We start from the raw sequence: 19,880 nt of genomic DNA, 5'->3' as shown, positions 1-19,880 counted from the left end.
TATGAATGTCAAATAAAGAATGGAATCCACAAAGTTGGAGACAAAAGGTAGCTCTCCAACAGCCCATTTACAATGATTTAGAGTTTTTAAAAAGTGTTGAAGTGCAGTTAAGTAAATATCCTCCACTTGTTTTTGCTGGGGAGGCGCAATGTTTAAAAAATCATTTAGCCAAAGTCTCAAGAGGAGATGCGTTCTTGTTACAAGGTGGAGATTGTGCGGAGAGCTTTTCAGATTTTAATGCCATAAGAATCAGAGATTTATTTAAAGTGATTCTGCAAATGGCAGTTGTTTTAACCTATGCGGGAGCTTGTCCCATTGTTAAGGTAGGTCGATTAGCAGGGCAATTTGCAAAACCAAGATCGAGTGATACAGAGACAATTGATGGAATCACATTGCCAAGTTATCGCGGTGATATTATTAACGATATTCAATTTACAAAAGAAGCAAGGGAGGCTGATCCAAGTCGAATCTTGCAGGCTTATAATCAATCTGCGGCAACTTTGAATCTCATTCGTGCTTTTGCACAAGGTGGATTGGCAGATTTAAATCAAGTGCAAAAATGGAATTTAGATTTTGTTAGTGGAGCTTCAAGTGATCGCTATAAGGAAATGGCAGATAAAATCACTCAAGCGTTAGCTTTTATGGAGGCGTGTGGAATTAATTCAAGCAATACTCCAATTCTTCACGAAACTGAATTTTTTACTTCTCATGAAGCATTGTTATTGAATTACGAAGAAGCTTTGACACGCAAAGATCATTTGAGTGGCAAGTGGTATGATTGTTCGGCTCATATGCTTTGGATTGGAGAGAGAACAAGGAATCTAGAAGGTGCTCATTTGGAATTTTTACGAGGGGTTGAAAATCCTGTTGGAGTGAAAATTGGACCTAATGCCACAAAAGAGGATATTTTAGGAATTTGCGATATTTTAAATCCAAAAAATGAAGCTGGAAGGTTAAACTTTATTATTAGAATGGGAGCTAACACTATCAAAGATAAACTCCCTAAATTACTTCAATCCATTAAAGAAGAGGGCAGGGAGATTGTTTGGAGTATTGATCCGATGCATGGAAATACAATTAAGGCTAGTAGCGGTTACAAAACGCGCACTTTTGATAGTATTTTAGAGGAAGTTAAAAGCTTTTTTGAGATTCACAAAAGCGTAGGAACTTATGCGGGTGGAGTGCATTTAGAGATGACAGGTGAAGATGTGACAGAATGTATCGGCGGTATGCAAGCCATTACTGAAGAAAATCTAGGCTGTAATTATAACACACAATGCGATCCTCGTCTAAATGCTAGTCAAGCCATAGAAATGTCTTTTTTAATCGCAGATGTTTTGAAAAATCGTAAAATTTAGCATCAATGTTTATGGAAAAATAAAAAATTGAAAGTTTGATTTGAAAGAATGACTCAAAAGAGCTTATAAAAAAGCTTTGCTGGGTTATTTTGATATTCTTTTTAATTACTGAAAGATTAAAAACTCTTAAAAACTTCTATTTTTTCAAAGTATTTTTTAAATATCAAATAATACAAAAAACAAAAAAAGAATTTAAAATTTTCAAAATATTTTTATTAAATTTTTATAAAAGTTTTTTTAAAAATAACTAAATATTATGTTATAATGTTTGAAAAGTTTTAAAAATCTATTAGGGATAAGGATATTAAATGCGTATCTTGATTATTGAGGATGAAATTAGTCTTAATAAAACAATGACAGAAGGATTAAATGAATTTAATTATCAAACAGATGTAGCAGAGAATTTAAAAGATGGAGAATATTTTATTAGTATTCGAAATTATGATTTGGTTTTGGTGGATTGGATGTTACCTGATGGTAGCGGTTTGGAAATTATCAATCAAGTTAAGAGTAAATCTCCCCGCACTGCAGTTGTCATTATTTCTGCTAGAGATGATGCTGAAAGTGAAGTTGAAGCATTAAGATCGGGTGCAGATGATTTTTTGGCAAAACCTTTTGATTTTAATGTTTTGGTAGCAAGAATTGAAGCAAGATTAAGATTTGGTGGCACGAATTTAATTGAAATTGAAGACTTAATTATCAATCCCGATGAAGAGAAAATTACTTATAAAGGACAAGAAATTGAACTAAAAGGGAAACCTTTTGAAGTTTTGACGCATCTTGCAAGACATAGAGACCAAATTGTCTCCAAAGAACAATTATTAGACGCAATTTGGGAAGAACCAGAGTTGGTAACTCCAAATGTTATTGAAGTTGCAATTAATCAAATTAGACAAAAAATGGATAAACCTCTAGATATTGCCACGATTGAAACAGTTAGACGAAGAGGCTACAGATTTTGTTATCCCAAAGGAGCATAAGGGGTGATTATACACGACAAATCACCATTTCTTTTGTCGTGCTTTTAATTATTTTTTCATCTGCACTTTATAATTATCTCTATTTTAGTGTTTATAATAATATTAAAAATGAATTACAAACTCAAATACAACATATTCTCACAAATAACATTAATTATTCCCCAAATCAAACTTTTTACATTCAAAGCTCAAATATTTTAGAAGATTCTACTTTGCAAATATCGATTCTTTCAGAAGAAATTCCCAATACGCAATACATAGAGCAAAAGGAATTAAAACGAACTTATTTTACTATTTTAAAGCCTTATAAAAACAATAAAACTATTAAAATCACCAAAGATATTACTAAAGAAAAAATATTTTTAAACTATCTTTTTAAAGGAATTATTCTTTTGAATTTTTTTTGCTTTGATTTTAATTTTACTTTTTGCTTTGGCTTTTTCAAGTATTCTTTATAAGCCCATACAAAAACTTTCTTTTACTTTGCAAAGAATCAAGGAAAATGATCTTGAGATACTTGATGATAAAGAACTTCCTATAGAATTTCACCCATTAGTGCTTTCTGTAAATAATCTCTTAGAAAGAATTAAGAATTATCTTGGGAGTCAAAAACAGCTTTTTATAGGTATTGCCCACGAATTAAAAACCCCTTTGGCGGTTATGAAAACAAAATGTGAAGTTACCTTGATTAAAGAGAGGGAAAAAAATATTTATATTGAAGCTTTAAAAGAGAATATTCATAGCATCAATGAAGCCAATACAATCATTAAAATGCTTTTAGATTTAGGAAGGCAAGAGAGTGCGCAGTTTGAAAAATCTAGTCTTGTGAATGTTAATAAAATACTTAAAAATATTGCCAATAATTTTCAAATTTTAAGTAAAAAAGAGGGTAAAAAATTTTTAGTAGAAATTCCACAAGAAGAAACAATGATTACCTTAAAGCCGACTCTTTTAACGCAGATTGTGCAAAACTTTTTACAGAATGCTTTTAAATTTACACCTAGAGGGAAGAGTGTGTTACTAAAAAGCAGTCTTGAAAATGATGTTTTAAAAATCATTGTGATTGATGAGGGATGCGGTATTGATTCAGAGCTAGATGATATTTATGCACCTTTTAGGAGAGCAGGTAATAAAAGTGGTGCTGGACTTGGATTATTTTTGGCTAAGAATGCAGCTAATACATTAGGTGGAAGTATCTCTTTGCAGAATCGAATTGATAGGCAAGGTAGTATTGCTATCTTTGAGCTAAAAATTAATAAAACTTGGAACAGAAATTGCTAAATTTTCTTGTGAAAACAAGGAGTGTTTATGCGATGGATTATTTTATGTTTGTTTGCTACTCTAGCTTTTGGGGTGCCAAAGGTTGAATTTAAAAATTCCTGTGTCCCTCTTTCTCAATTTTCTAATACACAAAAGGAAATATTATTCCGTGCTTATTTGGCGGGTAAAAATGATGGTTTTGGCTATACATTAGCGGCAATTGCTTGGCAAGAATCTTGCGCTGGAGAATATAGAATGAATTTTCAAGATCCAAGTGCAGGAATATTTCATGCCTATATTCCCGGAGTTATTAATCGTTATCCTAAATTAAAGCAAAATGGTTTTACTCAAAATATGGTTGGTGCAATGTTGGTTGAAGATGATGAATTTGCGACACAAATTGCTATTTCTGAATTAAAATTTTGGGAAAAACAACATAAAGGGAATTGGCGTAATATTATTAAATCTTATAATAAAGGTTATAGTTGGCAAAAGAATGAACGCGCTAATTTTCAAGCAGAAAAGTATTATCTAGATATTACAACTAAGGTAAAACAACTCCAAAAGCATTTTCATTTTGACTTTGTTTATGAAGCTACTACTTCTAAAAAGCAAAATTTAGAATACTCTAATAAAGATGAAAAATTTAGCGAATATTATGCTAATGCTTCCAAAGAAAATGATTTTATGCTTTTGCCTATTTATCAAAATGGCAATGAATTTGCAAGTCCTTTAAGACAGAAAAAAACTATTATTCAAGATTTTGAATTAATGGAAAATTATTAATTAAAAATTATTGTATAACTTTTAATTAATTTCTTTAAGCCATAAATCTGCTGTTTTTTTGAGTTTTTCTAAATTATCACTAGCATAGAAAGTAACTTTTGAAGCTATACTTGGTTTTTGTAAAGTATATTTTGCTTTGAGATATTCCATAATTGCAATTCCTGAGTGAATCAAGATGGGTTTGTTTGGTGTGGGGAATTTATTTTGAAAATAATGAGCAATTGTCTTAGAGATTAACGGAAAATGTGTGCAACCAAGAATGATTGCATCAGGCTTTTCTGTGTAGTCTTGAAAATAATACTCCATAACCGATTCCAAGATTTTTCCCCCAAAAATTCCTTCTTCTACAAGCGGAACAAAAAGGCTTGTTGCAAGCGAATTGATACAAGAATATCCTTGATTTTCAAGGAGTGTTTGGTAAAGTTGGCTTTGAATTGTAGCCTTTGTGCCAAGCACAAGAATCTTGCTATCTTTATTTTGTAGATTATTGGTTAATGCTAAAACTCCTGGTTCAATAACGCCAATGATAGGGTAATTTGTAGCTTTTTGCATTGCTTCTAAACCATAAGCACTAATAGTGTTGCAAGCCACCACGAGTAAATCTAATTTAAATTGTTTAAAAAAATCTAGAGCTTCTAGAGAATATTGTATGATTGTCTCTTTGCTTCTTGTTCCATAAGGAACTCTAGCAGTGTCTCCATAGTAGATAATTTCTTCAAAAGTCTTAGAATTAATGAGATTCCCAAGCACACTGATGCCACCCACTCCACTATCAAAAAGTCCAATTTTTTTAGGAATCATTTTATTCCTTAGCACTATCATTCATCATATTTAAAAATTCCTCATTATCTTTAGACTTTTGCATTTGTGAATAAAGGAAAGTTAAAGCATCGATTTCATTATTCATCTGATGAATAGCATTGCGTAAAACCCATACTTTTTGAAGTTTATCGTGTCCTAGTAATAACTCTTCTTTTCTTGTGCCACTTTTTAAGATATCCATAGCAGGATAGATTCTGCGTTCTGCTATATGTCTAGCAAGAACAATTTCACTATTTCCTGTTCCTTTAAACTCTTCAAAAATAACTTCATCCATTCTTGATCCTGTCTCAATTAATGCAGTTGCAATAATAGTGAGGGATCCACCTTGCTCAATATTTCTTGCAGCGCCAAAGAAGCGTTTGGGTTTATGCAATGCGTTGGCATCTACTCCACCACTTAATACCTTTCCACTGCTTGGTGTTGCAGTATTGTAGGCTCTTGCAAGGCGTGTAATTGAATCAAGTAAGATTACGACATCCTTTCCCATTTCCACCATTCTTTTTGCTTTTTCTACGACAAGTTCAGCTGCTCGAGTATGATTATTAGCGGGCATATCAAAAGTGGAGCTATACACTTCACCTTTTACACTTCTTTCCATATCTGTAACTTCTTCTGGTCTTTCATCAACAAGCAAAACAATGAGTTCTATTTCGGGATGATTTTTTGTAATTCCATAAGCCAATTCTTTCATAAGTTCTGTTTTACCTGTTCTTGGAGGAGCAACAATCAAAGCGCGTTGCCCTTTTCCAATAGGTGCAAAGAGATCTAGCATTCTTCCTGTAATCTTAAAGCTATTGTATTCAAGTTTGATTTGTTCTGTAGGAAAAAGTGGAGTAAGATTGTCAAACAAAGGACGATTTTTCATTTCTTCTGGCGATTGATAATTAATAGCTTCTACTTTTAAAAGTGCATAATACCTTTCTTGATCTTTTGGAGATCGCACTTGTCCTGTTACAATATCTCCATTTCTCAACGCAAATCGCCGAATTTGGGTGCTACTTACATAAGCATCATTTTGAGAACCAGAGAAATTCTCATCAATAGCACGCAAAAATCCATAGCCTTCACCCGTGATCTCTAAAATCCCAGTAAAGAGAATAAAACCGCCTTGACTAACTTGGGTTTTTAGAATCTCAAAAATCAAATCTTGTCGTAAAAACTCTTGGGGATTTTCAATTCCAAGTGATTTTGCAATTTCTGCAAGTTTATTGATAGGCTTAGCTCTCAAGTCCTCAATGGTATAACCTTCAACAGGAGTGTGAGTTCTTATTTTTTGATCTTTTTTGTTTTGAGACATTTAAAACCTTTTTTAAAAGCAAAAACTTTGCAAATTTTAGTTATTTTAAAGATAAAGTGGGGATTAAAATATTTCTTAGGTTTCCCTTTAAATGTAGTTTTCAAAGTTTTGCGGAAATTTTTTTAGATAGAGAATTTTATTCTAAAAGCTAAGAGTTGTCAAGATAAAATTTTACCATTTGAAGTTAGATTTGACTTAAAAAAGTAAGAATATTGTTTGAAAGCTTGAATAAAGCAACCAAACCCCAAAACAGACAAAAATAATACTGCAAATTTTATCGATTTTATCAAAAAGGGCATTAGTAATAAATCGTCTAAAAAATGTCCCTACAAAAATTACACTTAGAAAGGCTAAGGAGAGAGCAGATAAAAGCACAATAAAGCTAATTTCTAAGCTACCTTGAATAAAAGGTGAAATAATAGTGGCAAAAAATAAAATGGCTTTGGGATTAGAAAGGTTAATCAATAAGCCTTTAAAATAAAGTGAAAAGTTTTTTTGTTGGTTTTGGGAAAAATTAATATGATTGTTACTCTTTTTAAACAAAAGATAAGCAAGATAAAGCAAATAGATTCCACCAATACCGCTGAGTGTAGCTTGAATAAGTTGGCTATTAAAATAGCTCGTAAATCCCAAATAAATTAAGCCTAAAAAAATCAACCACCCACTAAAGATTCCTAATAAACTAATTACTCCCTGCTTGAAACCTAAGGTAAGTGTGTTTCGCAAAACAAATAAAATATCAGGTCCTGGGATTAATGCAGCGGTGAAACCAAGAATAAAAAGTAGGGTTAATTCCATAGAATCTCCAAATATAATTAAAAATAAGGAAAATTTTGAATTTTAGATGCGTTACTTTGTGTGATAAGTGTTTCTAGCACCGCCATTCTTATTGCCACTCCATGAGTAACTTGTTCTAGCACCTTGCAACGCGGATCTTTTAACATTTCATCACTAATATCAATATTGCGATGAACTGGTCCTGGATGAAGCAGAATAATATCGCGATCTCCTAATATTTCCTTAGTAATACAATAGTCGTTTGCATAGTCTTTTAAGCTAGAATAAACAGGTAAATTGTGTCGTTCTGTTTGTGTTCTTAGGCTCATAACTGCATCAACTTCATCAATGACTTCTTTTAAATACAAATGGTGTCTTAATCGATTTTTAGGAATAAAATGGGGTGGTCCTATTAAAATTACCTCCATACCAAAGCGGCTTAAAAGTTCAATATTGCTATTAGCAACGCGGGAACTTTTAATGTCTCCTACAATGGCAATTTTTTTTCCTTCTAAATTCCCTAAATGTTTTTTAAGCGTCAATAAATCTAAAAGGGCTTGAGTAGGATGAGCGTGTGCGCCATCACCTCCATTAACAATACTGCAAGAAACATAGCGTGAAAGAATATTTGGAACTCCAGCACTTTTGTGTCGGACAATAATGGCACTAGGACTCATTGCATTAAGATTAGCAGCAGTATCAAAAAGTGTTTCCCCTTTTGAAGTAGAGCTTCTTGAGACATCAAGCCTAACAACACTTCCGCCTAGTCTCTTTGTAGCAACTTCAAAGCTAGAGAGTGTGCGAGTGGAGTTTTCAAAAAAAATCGTGATGATAATATGATCTTTTAGGGTATTTCTCATTTTACCATCTAAAAATTGTTCAGCTAAATCCAAAATTCTTTGTATTTCTTGTTTGCTAAAATCAGTAGTTTCAATCAAATGTCGCGGCATTTTTATATCCTTGAAAAAGAATTGGATTGTAGCTTTCTTAAACTTAAAAATATAAACTAAATTCTAACTTTAATTTCCTTTAAACTTCCTTTGTTTTATGGGCTATTTTATGATAGAATCCGCTTAAAATATTTGACTTTAGGGTTTATTTGGATGAATATTGCAGTAATTGGGGTAGGTTATGTTGGGCTTGTGAGTGGGACTTGCTTTGCAGAAATGGGAAATAAAGTGTATTGTGTTGATAACTTAGAATCAAAAATTGAAAGCTTAAAAAAGGGCGAAATTCCCATTTATGAGCCAGGATTAGAAGAACTTGTCATAAAAAATTATAAAAGTGGAAATCTACATTTTACTACTTCTGTGTGTGATGCTTTAAAAAATGCTGAAATTGTCTTTATTGCTGTTGGGACACCTATGGGTGAGGATGGCAGTGCAGATTTGCAATTTGTTATGGAAGTGGCAAGAGAAATTGGGCAAACTATGCAAAAGCCATTAATTATAGTTAATAAATCAACCGTGCCTATAGGGACAGCACAAAGAGTGAAAAGCGTAATTTCAAAAGCACTTCAAGAGAGAAATTTAGAAATAAAATTTAGTATAGCTAGTAATCCTGAATTCCTTAAAGAAGGTGATGCTATTAATGATTTTTTAAAGCCTGATAGGGTGGTGATTGGAGTAGAAGATTCTTGGAGCAAAGAAGCATTAAAAGAGCTTTATGCTCCCTTTAGCAGAAATCACGATCGATTGATTATTATGGATATTAGAAGTGCTGAAATGACAAAATATGCAGCCAATGCCATGTTAGCTACTAAAATTAGTTTTATGAATGAAATTGCCAATATTTGTGAAGCGGTGGGTGCTAATGTCAATGATGTGCGAGTAGGAATTGGGAGCGATAAACGCATTGGATATAGTTTTATTTACCCTGGTTGTGGCTATGGTGGAAGTTGTTTCCCTAAAGATGTAAAAGCCTTAAGCAAGATTGCCTATGATGCAGGAATAAATCCAAGAATCATTAATGCTGTAGAGCAGGTTAATTTAAAGCAAAAAAAGATATTAGGTGATAAAATTATTAAGCGTTTTGGTGAAGACTTAAGCGATAGAAGTTTTGGAATCTGGGGGCTTAGTTTCAAGCCTGAAACCGATGATATGCGAGAAGCCACTTCTATTGTGTTGATTAATGAATTAATTGCGCGTGGAGCGATTGTTAAAGTATATGATCCAAAAGCTATGGAGGAAGCAAAGAATTTTTATTTTAAAGACACGCCAAATCTTTTGTATGCTAAAAATAAATATGATGCTTTAGATTCTTGTGATGCACTGGTATTAATCACAGAATGGAAAGAGTTTAGGAGTCCTGATTTTTGGGAAATTAAACAGCGATTAAGAGAGGCAATTATTTTTGATGGCAGGAATCAATATAATGCTACAAGACTTAAAGAAATGGGGTTTATTTATTATCAAATTGGAGTAGGGCAATGCTAAAGGGGGTTTTGTTTTTTATGGTTTTATTCTTTTTTGGGTGCGAAGCTCAAAAAAGCGACTTAATGCCTAAAAAATTAGAAGAATCTTATATCCAAGCCACAAGAAAAACAGAATTAATCGCCAAGGGTAATACCCAAGTAGTGGTTATTGCAACGCATTTAAATGAATTTGATTCTAAAAAATACCCAAGAGATGCGGGGGAAGTTTTCTTTTTAGATATTTATGAGGCTAATGGTAAAAAAAATATTTTGAAAAATGGTTATGAATTGACATTGAATAACGGCGTAAAACCCACAAGAATCATTCAATTAAAAAAAGAGGACTTAGAGGGATTGATATTGCAAAATGCAACCCAATGGGGTGAATATTATTGGGTAGAATTTCCAAAGCAAGATAAACGCACACAAGATAGGTTAATGCTTATTTTATCGCACAAAGATTTTGGAGAAAACACATTAAAGTTTGGTTTTAAAAAGATTACAAGACCATAGAAATGCGTTTGGATTTATTTTGTGTTCAACAAGGTTGGTTTTATTCGAGAAATAAAGCACAAGAAGCGATTCAAAAAGGTATTGTTTTAGTTGATGATTGTGCGGTTTTAAAAAGTTCTTTTGAAGTTTTAGAGAACACTAAGGTTAAGTTAAAACAAGAAAAATGTTTTGTTAGCAGGGCAGGTGAGAAACTTTGGAATTTTTTAGAAAACAATCCTATAGAGATTACAAATAGTGTTGTGCTTGATATTGGTTCTAGCACGGGCGGATTTACGCAAGTAATGCTCCAAAAAGGTGCAAAGGAAGTTTATTGTGTTGATGTTGGCAAGAATCAACTTCATAAAGACTTAAGAGAAGATTCTAGAATTCATCTTTTTGAAGAAATGGATATTAGACAATTCACCCCTAAAGAAAAGGACAAGATTTTTGATATTATCGTGTGTGATGTCTCTTTCATCCCCATTCAAAAAATTTTTTATTCTTTTGAAAATAGGATTGGGGATTGGCTTATTTTGCTTTTTAAACCACAATTTGAAGTAGGGAAAGAAGCCAAACGCAATAAAAAAGGAGTGGTGCTTGATGAAAAAAAGATACAAGAAGCACTTTGGCAAACTATCATTTTTTTAGAAAAACAGGAATTAAAGGTTATAAAATATGAAGAATCTTCAGTTAGAGGAAAAGAAGGAAATATTGAATTTTTTATCGCTTGTCAAAGAGAGAGAAAAAGCTAATACTTTTACAAGCATTGCCTTAGGAAAATTTGATGGTATGCATATTGCTCATCAAGAAATTTTTAAGGCTTTGGATCATCAAGGGGTAATTTTGTGTATTGAAACAAATAGGGGCGAATTGTTACCTAAGCCTTATAGGGATTTTTATACACATTTTCCTATTTATCATCTTGATTTGAATATTGTCAAAGAAAAAAATGATATTGAGTTTGTAAAATTCCTTATGGAGATTCTGCCCAATCTCAAACGAATTGTGGTGGGATATGATTTCCGTTTTGGTAAAGATAGAAATTACTACACTTTTGATTTAAAAAAACACTTCAAAGGTGAAGTAATTGTGATTGATGAAGTATTTTATAAGAAACTTTCGGTTCATAGTGGTTTAATCAAAGAATTATTAATTAATGGCAATTTAAAGTTAGCCAATAAGCTTTTAGGACGTGAATTTGAGATACAAGGAAAGATTATTAAAGGGCAAGGCATAGGCAGAAAGCAACTTTATGCGACGATTAATTTAGAAAATGATGGATTTTTGCTTCCCCAAGAAGGTGTTTATGCGGGGTTTATTCAATTAGGCAAACAAAGCCATATAACCCCCAAATATCCTGCAGTTATTTTTATTGGAAATCGCGTTAGCACTGACAAAAGCTTTGCAATTGAGGGACATTTATTAGGCATTGAATTAGAAGTTCAAACAACAAAGGCGGGTTTTTATTTTTATAGAAAAATTCGTGAAAATGAATATTTTGATACTTTAGAAGCATTAAAAGAGCAAATCAAACAGGATATTAATCAAGCCTATAAACTCTTAAAAATTCAACCAAAGGAAACTCCAAATGGATAAGATTTTTATGGAATCTCCTCAAAAACAATTTGAATTTGATGAGAAAGTCGCTGGGGTTTTTGATGATATGTTAAGTCGTTCTATCCCGCATTACAAAGAAGTCTTATCCCTAAGTGCTGACTTTGCTTTAAAGTTTATTAAAGAAGATTCTAATCTTTTAGATCTAGGGACTTCTACAGGTGCAATGCTAATAGAAATTGCCTCTAAAGCAGATTTTAAAGTCAATCTTTTTGGGATTGATAATTCTAGCTTTATGCTAAAACACGCTAGAAATAAATTAGAAGCTTATGGAATGCAAGCAGAGCTTATTTGTGGGGATATTTTAGAAGAAGCCTTTCCTAAATGCGATTGCATTATTGCAAATTATACTCTGCAATTCATTCGCCCACTGCAACGAGAAAAGCTAGTTCAAAAAATCTTTGATTCGCTTAATGATGAGGGGGTTTTTATCTTGTCTGAAAAAGTGATTTGTGAAAATAAGCGGCTTGATTTTGAGATGATTGATTATTATCTTAAAGCTAAAAAAAAGCAAGGCTATAGCGAGTTTGAAATTGCAAAAAAACGGGAAGCTTTGGAGAATGTGTTGATTCCTTATAGCGAAAATGAGAATAAAAAAATGCTGCAAAACTGCGGTTTTAAACATATTGAAACCTTTTTTAAATGGGTGAATTTTGCGAGTTTGATTGCAATGAAATAAAAGAAGAAGTAAAATTTGCAAAATAAGCTATAATCTAGATTTTAAAGGGTTAAAAATGCAAAGTGTTGAAATGCTAAAAAAGCTTGTGAGTTATCCGACTATCACTCCAAAGGAATGTGGAATCTATGAATATATTAAAGATTTTCTTTCTGATTTTAAAGCTTTGGAATTTGAAAAAGAGGGGATAAAAAATTTATTTTTATATAAGGAATTTGGGGATTGTAAAACGCATTTGTGTTTTGGGGGACATATTGATGTAGTCCCAACTGGAGAGGGTTGGGAGAGTGATCCATTTATCCCCACACAAAAAGGCGAGTATCTCTTTGGTCGTGGAGTGCAAGATATGAAAGGCGGAGTGGCTGCCTTTTTGTGCGCGATAAGGGAGTTTATAGATTCAAAGGGTTGCTTTAATGGAATCCTTTCTGTTTTGCTAACAAGCGATGAAGAAGGGGAGGCGATTTTTGGAACAAAATATGTTTTAGAAGAATTGCAAAAGTTAGATTTACTTCCAAAATATGCGATTGTTGCAGAGCCAACTAGTGTCAATAGATTTGGAGATATGATTAAGATTGGTCGGCGTGGATCTATTAATGGTAAGCTCACGATTCTTGGCAAGCAAGGTCATGTAGCTTACCCCAGTAAATGCATTAATCCAGTGGAGCTTATTGCGCCCATTTTATCTAAAATTGCAGGTTTTAATATGGATGGTGGGAGTGAGGAATTTGAATCAAGTAAAATAGTTATTACCGATATACGCGGGGGAATGGAAGTGGTTAATGTAACCCCTAATGACTTAAAAATAATGTTTAATATTCGGAATTCTCCCCAAACAAGTTTGCAGGATATAGAGGATTACTTAGAGAATCTTTTGCGTGATATACCGCATCATTTGGAATTAAAGCAAAGCTCAAAGCCTTTTTTGACAAATTCTAGTAACTTTATTGTGAAAAAACTTCTAGAATCTTTGCAAAATACATTAAAAATAACACCCACTCTAAGCACAAGTGGTGGAACAAGTGATGCAAGATATTTTGCAGAATATGGTGTGAAAGTTGTAGAATGTGGTGTATGTAATGATACAATTCATTCGGTTAATGAAAGAGTGAAAATCAGTGAAATAGAAGAGTTAAAAGCGGTTTTTGTTGAGCTATTGCAAATATTTAACAAGGAATAAAGATGAAAAATTTTGAAGTATTTTTGGAAGTTGCAAAGGAATTTTTTAAAGAAAGGATTTTTACAGATTATTTAAGACGCTTTGCCTATGGGATTGATGCTTCTTGTTATCGTTATATCCCTAAAGCAGTGATATGGGCTAATAATGAAGAGGAAGTTTCATCGCTTATTAAAATAGCAGGAAAATTTGAGATTCCACTTACCTTTAGAGCAGCAGGCACTTCACTAAGCGGACAAGCTTGTAGTGATAGTGTATTGGTGGTTTGTTTTTGGAAACAAATTAAGATAGCCAAGAATCACGAGAGTATTTGGTGTGATTGTGGCGTGATTGGCATTAATGCCAATGAAGCTTTAATGCCCTTTGGCAAAAAAATTGGTCCTGATCCTGCTACGATTGCCAATGCACAAATTGGGGGAATCTTTTCAAACAATTCTAGTGGAATGTGTTGTGGGGTTAAACAAAATAGTTATCACACTATCAAATCTGTGCGTATGATTTTAGAAGATGGAAGTATTTTAGATACTTCAAGTGATGAATCTTTTAATGAGTTTTGTCAATCTCATACAAAATTAATTGAAGATTTAATGGCACTTCATAAAGAAATTAATAGCGATTTTGAACTAAAAGCTTTGATTAATAAAAAATTCACCATTAAAAACACAACTGGATATAGCCTAAATGCTTTTGTGGATTTTGATAATCCAAAAGATATTTTGAATCATATTTTTATTGGAGCAGAAGGGACTTTAGGATTTGTTAGTCGCGTAGAATATGAAACCATTGAAGATATGCCATATAAGGCTTGTGCTTTGTTATTTTTTAAAGATATTTATTCAGCTAGTGAAGCAATTTTGCTTTTTGCAAAAAATCAAGCCATTATTAGTGCAGCTGAGATTATGGATTATGCCTGTTTGCAGAGTGTGAAGCATTTAAAAGGATTACCCAAAGAAATCTTAGAATTACAAGAAGGAAATTGTGCTATTTTAATTCAACTAGAATCGCAGACTAAAAAGGAATTAGAAAAAAATATTGCTTATTTAACTCCCAAAATAGAACAACTCCAAACGCTTTTTAAAGTTCATTTTAGTTTTGATAAAAAAGAACAAGATTCGTGGTGGTTAATACGCAAAGGGCTTTTGCCTATTACTGCTGGAAAACGCCCTAAAGGAAGCACTGTTATCACAGAGGACATTTGTTTTTTTATTGAAGATTTTACTCAAGGGATTGCAGAAGTTATTAAGCTTTTTGAAAAATATCAGTTTAAGGGAATTATTTTTGGACACGCATTGAGTGGTAATGTGCATTTTATCATTACGCCTAATTTAAATGATTCTGGAGAAGCCAAGCGATTTGGTGATTTTATGGAAGAATTAGCTCAAATGGTAACAAGGTATCAAGGCAGTATCAAAGCAGAACATGGAACAGGTAGAATGGTTGCTCCTTTTGTGGAATTAGAATGGGGAGAAAAGGCTTATCAGCTTAATAAAAAAATTAAAAAACTCTTTGATGGTAAAAATATTTTTAATCCCGATGTAATTTTAAGTGAAGATAAGGAGATTCATATTAAAAACCTTAAGCCCTCATTAGATCATTATAATTCAGTGAGTGAGTTTATTGGAAAATGTATGGAATGTGGATTTTGTGAGAAGTTTTGCCCCACACTTGGTTTTACTCTCACTCCAAGACAACGCATTAGCGTTTATCAAGAAATTTGTCGCCTAGAAGCAAAAGAAAATTTAAGCTTACAAGAACAAACAGAATTGCAAGAGCTAAAAAATGGATATAGTTATTATGGAATCGAAACTTGTGCGACTTGTTCTGCTTGTGCCAATCTTTGCCCATTACAAATTGACACGGCTAATATTGCAAAACTAACAAAAGTGGGCAATTTCCCTAAAATTGCAAAATTTGTAGCTAAAGAATTTCATTTAATGATTCCACTACTTAAAGGCACTATAGCTTTTTCAAATTTCACAGAATCCCTTGCAAAGCCCCTTTCTAAAAAAATAAACACGATCTTAAAAACTCCTGCAATGCTTGATTATTTTCCACAAGCTAATTCAAAAAAAGAATTTGAAAATTGTTTTAGCCCTAACTCGCTAGAAGTGGTATATTTTTCTTCCTGCCTTAATCGCCTTTTTGCACCACCCAAAGAAGCAAAGGATCAACGCAATATTCAAGAAGTTTTTGAAAGTTTGTGTCAAAAAAGCAAAGTTAATGTGATTTATCCTAAGAATCTTAAAGGCTTGTGTTGTTCTAAGGCTTTTAAAGATTATAAGGAGACTGCAAAAGATATGGCATTAAAAACCTTTGAAGCTTTAGTTGAAGCAAGCAAAAATGGAAGCATTCCTATTGTGTGTGATCATAGTGCTTGTTCTTTGGAGCTATTAGAGAGAGCTTATGAATTTGAAGAACTTAAAAAAGTGCAATTAAAAATCCAAGATATGCCTAGCTTTGTTTTAGAGACTTTGATTCCAAGACTTGAAATTACTCCTAGAGATTCTACTATTGGAGTGTATGCACCTTGTGCAACTAGACATTATAAGCAAAAAGAAGATAATCAAAGTGCTTTACTTCAAATCGCTAAACTTTGCTCCAAAGATGTCTTTATGGATAAAGACACAAAATGCTGTGGATTTGCTGGAAATAAAGGCTTTTTAAATCCTGCGATGAATCAATCAGCCTTAAGAAATTTTGTGAGATTTTATGATGAAAATCCAATCATTGAAGGGTATTCTAGCTCTAGCACTTGCGAGATAGGCTTAAGCGCTAATACAAAAAGAGTTTGGCAGCATATTATTTATTTGCTTGATTCTTGTGCTAAGGAAGCAAAAAACTAAAAAATTAAAGAAAGATTTTAATACAAAAAAAGTAGAATTGTAAAAATAATTCTTTATATATTTCTTAAAGGTTTCTTATGAAAAAAGATGTTCGTGCTTTATTCTTAGAGTTCTTTCAAAGTAAAGGACATAAAATCTATGAATCAATGCCTTTGGTGCCTGATGATCCCACCTTGCTTTTTACTAATGCAGGAATGGTGCAATTTAAAGATATTTTTACAGGCAAAGTGCCCACTCCAAGTCCAAATATTGCTACAAGCGCTCAACTCTGTATTCGTGCAGGTGGAAAGCATAACGATTTAGAAAATGTTGGCTACACTTCAAGGCATCACACGCTTTTTGAAATGTTAGGAAATTTTAGTTTTGGTGCTTATTTTAAGAAAGAAGCTATTGCGTATGCGTGGGAATTTGTAACGGAAGTTTTAGGTTTTAGCAAAGAAGTGCTTTATGTTACGATTCATGAAAGCGATGATGAAGCGTTTGAATTATGGAAAGAACATATCGATTCTAATCGTATTAAAAGAATGGGAGATAAAGATAATTTTTGGCAAATGGGTGATACAGGACCTTGTGGTCCTTGTAGCGAAATTTTTGTAGATCAAGGTGCAGAAAAATTCAATGGTCCAGAAGATTATTTTGGGGGCGATGGCGATCGATTCTTAGAGATTTGGAATCTTGTTTTTATGCAATACGAAAGGGATATTGAAGGGAATTTGAAGCCTCTTCCAAAGCCAAGCATTGATACAGGAATGGGTTTAGAACGAGTTATGGCATTATTAGAGGGCAAGAGTAGCAATTTTGATTCTTCTCTTTTTATGCCTTTGATTGCCAAAGTTGAAGAAATTGTTGGACAAAAATATTTTTATGAAAGTGGTGCGAGTTTTCGTGTTATAGCCGATCACGCTAGGGCGGTTGCATTTTTACTTGCACAAGGTGTGAATTTTGATAAAGAGGGCAGGGGCTATGTGCTAAGAAGAATCTTGCGTCGTGCTGTTAGACACGGGTATTTACTAGGAATGAGAAAGCCATTTGTCTATGAAGTTTTAGAAAGCGTGTGCGAGAATATGGGTAGCCACTATCACTACTTAAAAGAAAAAAAAGAAATTATCAAAACACAATGTAAAGCTGAAGAAGAGAGATTCTTTGAGACTTTAGAAAATGGTATGAATCTTTTTAATAAAGAACTTGAGGTGCTTAAAAAAGAAAAATCAAAAGCTCTCTTTAGTGGAGAAATTGCCTTTAAACTCTATGATACTTATGGCTTTCCACTTGATTTAACGCAAGATATGCTAAGAGAAAATGGTTTTGGTGTGGATATTGATAGCTTTGAAGTGTGTATGCAAAAACAAAAAGAGCAAGCAAAGGCAAATTGGAAAGGAAGTGGGGATAGTATTCAAGAAGGCGATTTTAAAACATTGCTTTCAAAATTTGGAGAAAATGTTTTTATTGGTTATGAATGTGCGGAATCTAAATCTAAAATTTTAGCTTTGCTTGATGAGAATTTTAAAGAAGTGAAAACCTTGCAAGGTAAGGGCTATGTGATGTTTGATAAAACACCGCTTTATCCACAATCTGGAGGTCCTATTGGCGATAAAGGAAGAATCTTACAGCAAAATGAAATTGTAGCGACTATCACAGATACCAAAAAATATTTTGGCTTAAATATTTCAACCCTAGAAACTCTAAAACCTCTAGAAATAGGGCAAGAAGTTTGGATAGAAGTGAGCAAAGACAGGTTAGAGATTGCCAAACACCATAGTGCAACACATTTATTACATAAAGCTTTAAGGGAAGTTTTAGGAGATCATATCACACAGGCAGGAAGCTTAGTTGAATCTAATCGTTTGCGTTTTGATTTCTCTCATCCTAAGGCGTTAAGTTATGAAGAATTAAATAAAGTTGAATTGCTAGTAAATGAAAAAATTTTAAAAGCTAATCCGCAAATTTGTGAAGTTATGGGTATTGAAGCTGCTAAATCCAAAGGAGCTATGGCGCTTTTTGGTGAAAAATATGGCGAAAATGTAAGGGTTATTAGCTTTGGTGATTCAATTGAATTATGCGGCGGTATCCATGTAGAAAATACTGCAAATATCGGAAGTTTTTATATTGTCAAAGAAAGTGGAGTGAGTAGCGGAGTTAGAAGAATCGAAGCGGTGTGCGGTAAAGCAGCGTATTATTATGGAAAAGAAGCTTTGAGTGAAATAGCTTCTGCAAAAGAGATGCTAAAAACACAAAATTTATTAGAAGGCATTAAAAAACAAAAAGAACAGATTAAAGCTCTAAAATCTCAAGGCGGTAACTCTAAAAATGAAATCAATAATCTAAAAATTCAAGAGATTAATGGAATTTCTATGGTGATTCAAGGTTTTAGCGGTAGCGACATTAAAGAAATCATTGATGAAATCAAAAACAAATATGAAAAAGTAGTTATTTTGCTCATTGATGAGAGTGGAAGAATTGCTGCTGGGGTTAAAAATGCTCCTATTAAAGCAGGGATTTGGGTTAAAGAGGTGGCTAAAGTTATGGGTGGAAATGGTGGCGGTAGAGATGATTTTGCTACAGCTGGAGGCAAGGCACTAGATAAAATAGAAGAAGCTCTAAAAAAAGCAAAAGAATTTGTATTGCAATCTTTATTATAAAAAGTTATTAAAGGAAAAAAATGCAAATAGGGAATTTTAGCTTTTACTCACAAGATAATTTCAATGCTTGGAAAGAAAAAACTCATATTTCCCAAGATTTAGAGACTAATTCATTTTCTCAAGATGATTCTAGCATCCAAACCACAGAGGATAATCAAGAAAAACAAGAAGAAGATAAAAATACACAAATTGTTAATGGCAAAGAGCTTGAAACTGATGAAGTGCAATATGTGCGTGAATTAGAAAGTATTGATAGAAATGTTAAAGCCCACGAAGCAGCACATATTGCAGCAGGAGCAGGTGTTGTAAGTGGTGGTGCAAGCTATGGATACACAAGAGGACCTGATGGCAAAATGTATGCTACTTCTGGAGAAGTGCCTATTTCAATGAAAAAGGGCAAAACTCCTGAAGAAACCATTCAAAATGCAAGACAAATTGTAGCAGCAGCTATGGCACCTGCTGATCCAAGTCCGCAAGATTATAAAGTTGCTGCAAGTGCTATGCAGATGGAAAGTCAAGCACGAACAGAACAAGCTCAAGAACAAGCCCAAAAAAATGAAGAAACTTTTAAAAAACAAGAGGAACAAGAACAACAAGATCAAGAAAAGCCATTCTTTGATGATTCTAAAAGACAATATGCTTTACAAACTTACACTCAAAATCAAACTTCCTATCAACCTAAAATTGAAATTGCCGGATAACTAAAACTTAATAACAAGCCTTTATTTATATTTCAAATAAAAGTTACA

At 33.0% G+C, this 19,880-nt stretch carries 18 protein-coding genes; 14 read left to right on the top strand and 4 right to left on the bottom strand.

All coding sequences use genetic code 11. The annotated features are described in order from the left end of the window. The first annotated feature begins 5 nt into the window (after positions 1-5). From HCAN_RS05460 to HCAN_RS05445, 5 genes are all read left to right on the top strand, one after another. The gene (locus tag HCAN_RS05460; RefSeq protein WP_006655756.1) at positions 6-1,358 is read left to right on the top strand and encodes a class II 3-deoxy-7-phosphoheptulonate synthase; all 1,353 of its coding nucleotides are present in this window, start codon (positions 6-8) and stop codon (positions 1,356-1,358) included. A 308-nt stretch (positions 1,359-1,666) separates the two neighbouring features. Then, positions 1,667-2,338 (top strand): homeostatic response regulator transcription factor HsrA, encoded by a 672-nt coding sequence (gene hsrA / locus HCAN_RS05455; protein WP_006655755.1) that lies wholly within the window; start codon positions 1,667-1,669, stop codon positions 2,336-2,338. Next, entirely contained in the window at positions 2,317-2,796 is a 480-nt protein-coding gene (locus tag HCAN_RS08285; protein ID WP_232049087.1) for a hypothetical protein, read from the top strand. Before hsrA ends, HCAN_RS08285 begins: the two co-directional genes overlap by 22 nt. Further along, a complete protein-coding gene (locus HCAN_RS05450; protein WP_232049086.1) occupies positions 2,747-3,619 on the top strand; it encodes a sensor histidine kinase in 873 nt (290 codons plus the stop codon). The genes HCAN_RS08285 and HCAN_RS05450 overlap by 50 nt, the downstream gene beginning before the upstream one ends. 27 nt (positions 3,620-3,646) lie before the next feature. Further along, positions 3,647-4,384, top strand: coding sequence for a hypothetical protein (locus HCAN_RS05445; protein ID WP_006655753.1), 738 nt, complete (start codon positions 3,647-3,649; stop codon positions 4,382-4,384). Between the two features lie 21 nt (positions 4,385-4,405). On the opposite strand, the gene murI is transcribed toward HCAN_RS05445, so the two are convergent. The 4 genes from murI to HCAN_RS05425 all read right to left on the bottom strand — a co-directional run bounded on the left by murI (position 4,406) and on the right by HCAN_RS05425 (position 8,230). After that, complete coding sequence (gene murI, locus HCAN_RS05440) at positions 4,406-5,185, bottom strand: glutamate racemase (protein WP_006655752.1); 780 nt, start codon at positions 5,183-5,185, stop codon at positions 4,406-4,408. Between the two features lies 1 nt (position 5,186). Next, positions 5,187-6,503, bottom strand: a complete 1,317-nt coding sequence (rho, locus tag HCAN_RS05435; RefSeq protein ID WP_006655751.1) for a transcription termination factor Rho — start codon at positions 6,501-6,503, stop codon at positions 5,187-5,189. Positions 6,504-6,698: 195 nt separating this feature from the next. After that, complete coding sequence (locus HCAN_RS05430; protein WP_006655749.1) at positions 6,699-7,301, bottom strand: LysE family translocator; 603 nt, start codon at positions 7,299-7,301, stop codon at positions 6,699-6,701. Positions 7,302-7,318: 17 nt separating this feature from the next. Then, positions 7,319-8,230 (bottom strand): aspartate carbamoyltransferase catalytic subunit, encoded by a 912-nt coding sequence (locus HCAN_RS05425; RefSeq protein ID WP_006655748.1) that lies wholly within the window; start codon positions 8,228-8,230, stop codon positions 7,319-7,321. Positions 8,231-8,383: 153 nt separating this feature from the next. Between HCAN_RS05425 and HCAN_RS05420 the strand changes: the two genes are divergently transcribed. The 9 genes from HCAN_RS05420 to HCAN_RS05380 all read left to right on the top strand — a co-directional run bounded on the left by HCAN_RS05420 (position 8,384) and on the right by HCAN_RS05380 (position 19,832). Continuing rightward, on the top strand, positions 8,384-9,715 hold the full coding sequence (locus tag HCAN_RS05420; protein WP_006655747.1) for a UDP-glucose dehydrogenase family protein: 1,332 nt from the start codon (positions 8,384-8,386) through the stop codon (positions 9,713-9,715). Continuing rightward, positions 9,709-10,206, top strand: a complete 498-nt coding sequence (locus HCAN_RS05415; protein WP_006655746.1) for a hypothetical protein — start codon at positions 9,709-9,711, stop codon at positions 10,204-10,206. Before HCAN_RS05420 ends, HCAN_RS05415 begins: the two co-directional genes overlap by 7 nt. Positions 10,207-10,208: 2 nt before the next feature. Beyond that, the gene (gene tlyA / locus HCAN_RS05410; RefSeq protein WP_006655745.1) at positions 10,209-10,937 is read left to right on the top strand and encodes a 23S rRNA (cytidine-2'-O)-methyltransferase TlyA; all 729 of its coding nucleotides are present in this window, start codon (positions 10,209-10,211) and stop codon (positions 10,935-10,937) included. After that, positions 10,897-11,781, top strand: coding sequence for a bifunctional riboflavin kinase/FAD synthetase (locus HCAN_RS05405; RefSeq protein WP_006655744.1), 885 nt, complete (start codon positions 10,897-10,899; stop codon positions 11,779-11,781). The genes tlyA and HCAN_RS05405 overlap by 41 nt, the downstream gene beginning before the upstream one ends. Beyond that, positions 11,774-12,478: a carboxy-S-adenosyl-L-methionine synthase CmoA gene (gene cmoA, locus HCAN_RS05400; protein WP_006655743.1), complete on the top strand. Its 705-nt coding sequence runs from the start codon at positions 11,774-11,776 to the stop codon at positions 12,476-12,478. Before HCAN_RS05405 ends, cmoA begins: the two co-directional genes overlap by 8 nt. Positions 12,479-12,533: 55 nt before the next feature. Further along, positions 12,534-13,652, top strand: a complete 1,119-nt coding sequence (gene dapE / locus HCAN_RS05395; protein WP_006655742.1) for a succinyl-diaminopimelate desuccinylase — start codon at positions 12,534-12,536, stop codon at positions 13,650-13,652. 2 nt (positions 13,653-13,654) lie between these two features. After that, positions 13,655-16,492, top strand: a complete 2,838-nt coding sequence (locus HCAN_RS05390) for an FAD-binding and (Fe-S)-binding domain-containing protein (protein ID WP_006655741.1) — start codon at positions 13,655-13,657, stop codon at positions 16,490-16,492. 77 nt (positions 16,493-16,569) lie between these two features. Then, complete coding sequence (gene alaS / locus HCAN_RS05385) at positions 16,570-19,131, top strand: alanine--tRNA ligase (protein WP_006655740.1); 2,562 nt, start codon at positions 16,570-16,572, stop codon at positions 19,129-19,131. Positions 19,132-19,151: 20 nt separating this feature from the next. After that, positions 19,152-19,832 (top strand): putative metalloprotease CJM1_0395 family protein, encoded by a 681-nt coding sequence (locus HCAN_RS05380; RefSeq protein WP_006655739.1) that lies wholly within the window; start codon positions 19,152-19,154, stop codon positions 19,830-19,832. Positions 19,833-19,880: the final 48 nt, after the last annotated feature.

It is taken from the genome of Helicobacter canadensis MIT 98-5491 (genome assembly GCF_000162575.1).
GTDB lineage: Bacteria > Campylobacterota > Campylobacteria > Campylobacterales > Helicobacteraceae > Helicobacter_D > Helicobacter_D canadensis.
Note: the sequence above shows the minus strand (reverse complement) of the source record. Positions and strands in the feature narration are given on the sequence as shown.

Coding starts and splice junctions, on each gene's coding strand:
- HCAN_RS05460 (WP_006655756.1), top strand. CDS start 6: ATGTCAAATAAAGAATGGAATCCACAAAGTTGGAGACAAAAGGTAGCT.
- HCAN_RS05380 (WP_006655739.1), top strand. CDS start 19,152: ATGCAAATAGGGAATTTTAGCTTTTACTCACAAGATAATTTCAATGCT.
- HCAN_RS05420 (WP_006655747.1), top strand. CDS start 8,384: ATGAATATTGCAGTAATTGGGGTAGGTTATGTTGGGCTTGTGAGTGGG.
- murI (WP_006655752.1), bottom strand. CDS start 5,185: ATGATTCCTAAAAAAATTGGACTTTTTGATAGTGGAGTGGGTGGCATC.
- hsrA (WP_006655755.1), top strand. CDS start 1,667: ATGCGTATCTTGATTATTGAGGATGAAATTAGTCTTAATAAAACAATG.
- tlyA (WP_006655745.1), top strand. CDS start 10,209: ATGCGTTTGGATTTATTTTGTGTTCAACAAGGTTGGTTTTATTCGAGA.
- HCAN_RS05390 (WP_006655741.1), top strand. CDS start 13,655: ATGAAAAATTTTGAAGTATTTTTGGAAGTTGCAAAGGAATTTTTTAAA.
- cmoA (WP_006655743.1), top strand. CDS start 11,774: ATGGATAAGATTTTTATGGAATCTCCTCAAAAACAATTTGAATTTGAT.
- HCAN_RS05445 (WP_006655753.1), top strand. CDS start 3,647: ATGCGATGGATTATTTTATGTTTGTTTGCTACTCTAGCTTTTGGGGTG.
- dapE (WP_006655742.1), top strand. CDS start 12,534: ATGCAAAGTGTTGAAATGCTAAAAAAGCTTGTGAGTTATCCGACTATC.
- rho (WP_006655751.1), bottom strand. CDS start 6,503: ATGTCTCAAAACAAAAAAGATCAAAAAATAAGAACTCACACTCCTGTT.
- HCAN_RS05425 (WP_006655748.1), bottom strand. CDS start 8,230: ATGCCGCGACATTTGATTGAAACTACTGATTTTAGCAAACAAGAAATA.
- alaS (WP_006655740.1), top strand. CDS start 16,570: ATGAAAAAAGATGTTCGTGCTTTATTCTTAGAGTTCTTTCAAAGTAAA.
- HCAN_RS05415 (WP_006655746.1), top strand. CDS start 9,709: ATGCTAAAGGGGGTTTTGTTTTTTATGGTTTTATTCTTTTTTGGGTGC.
- HCAN_RS05430 (WP_006655749.1), bottom strand. CDS start 7,301: ATGGAATTAACCCTACTTTTTATTCTTGGTTTCACCGCTGCATTAATC.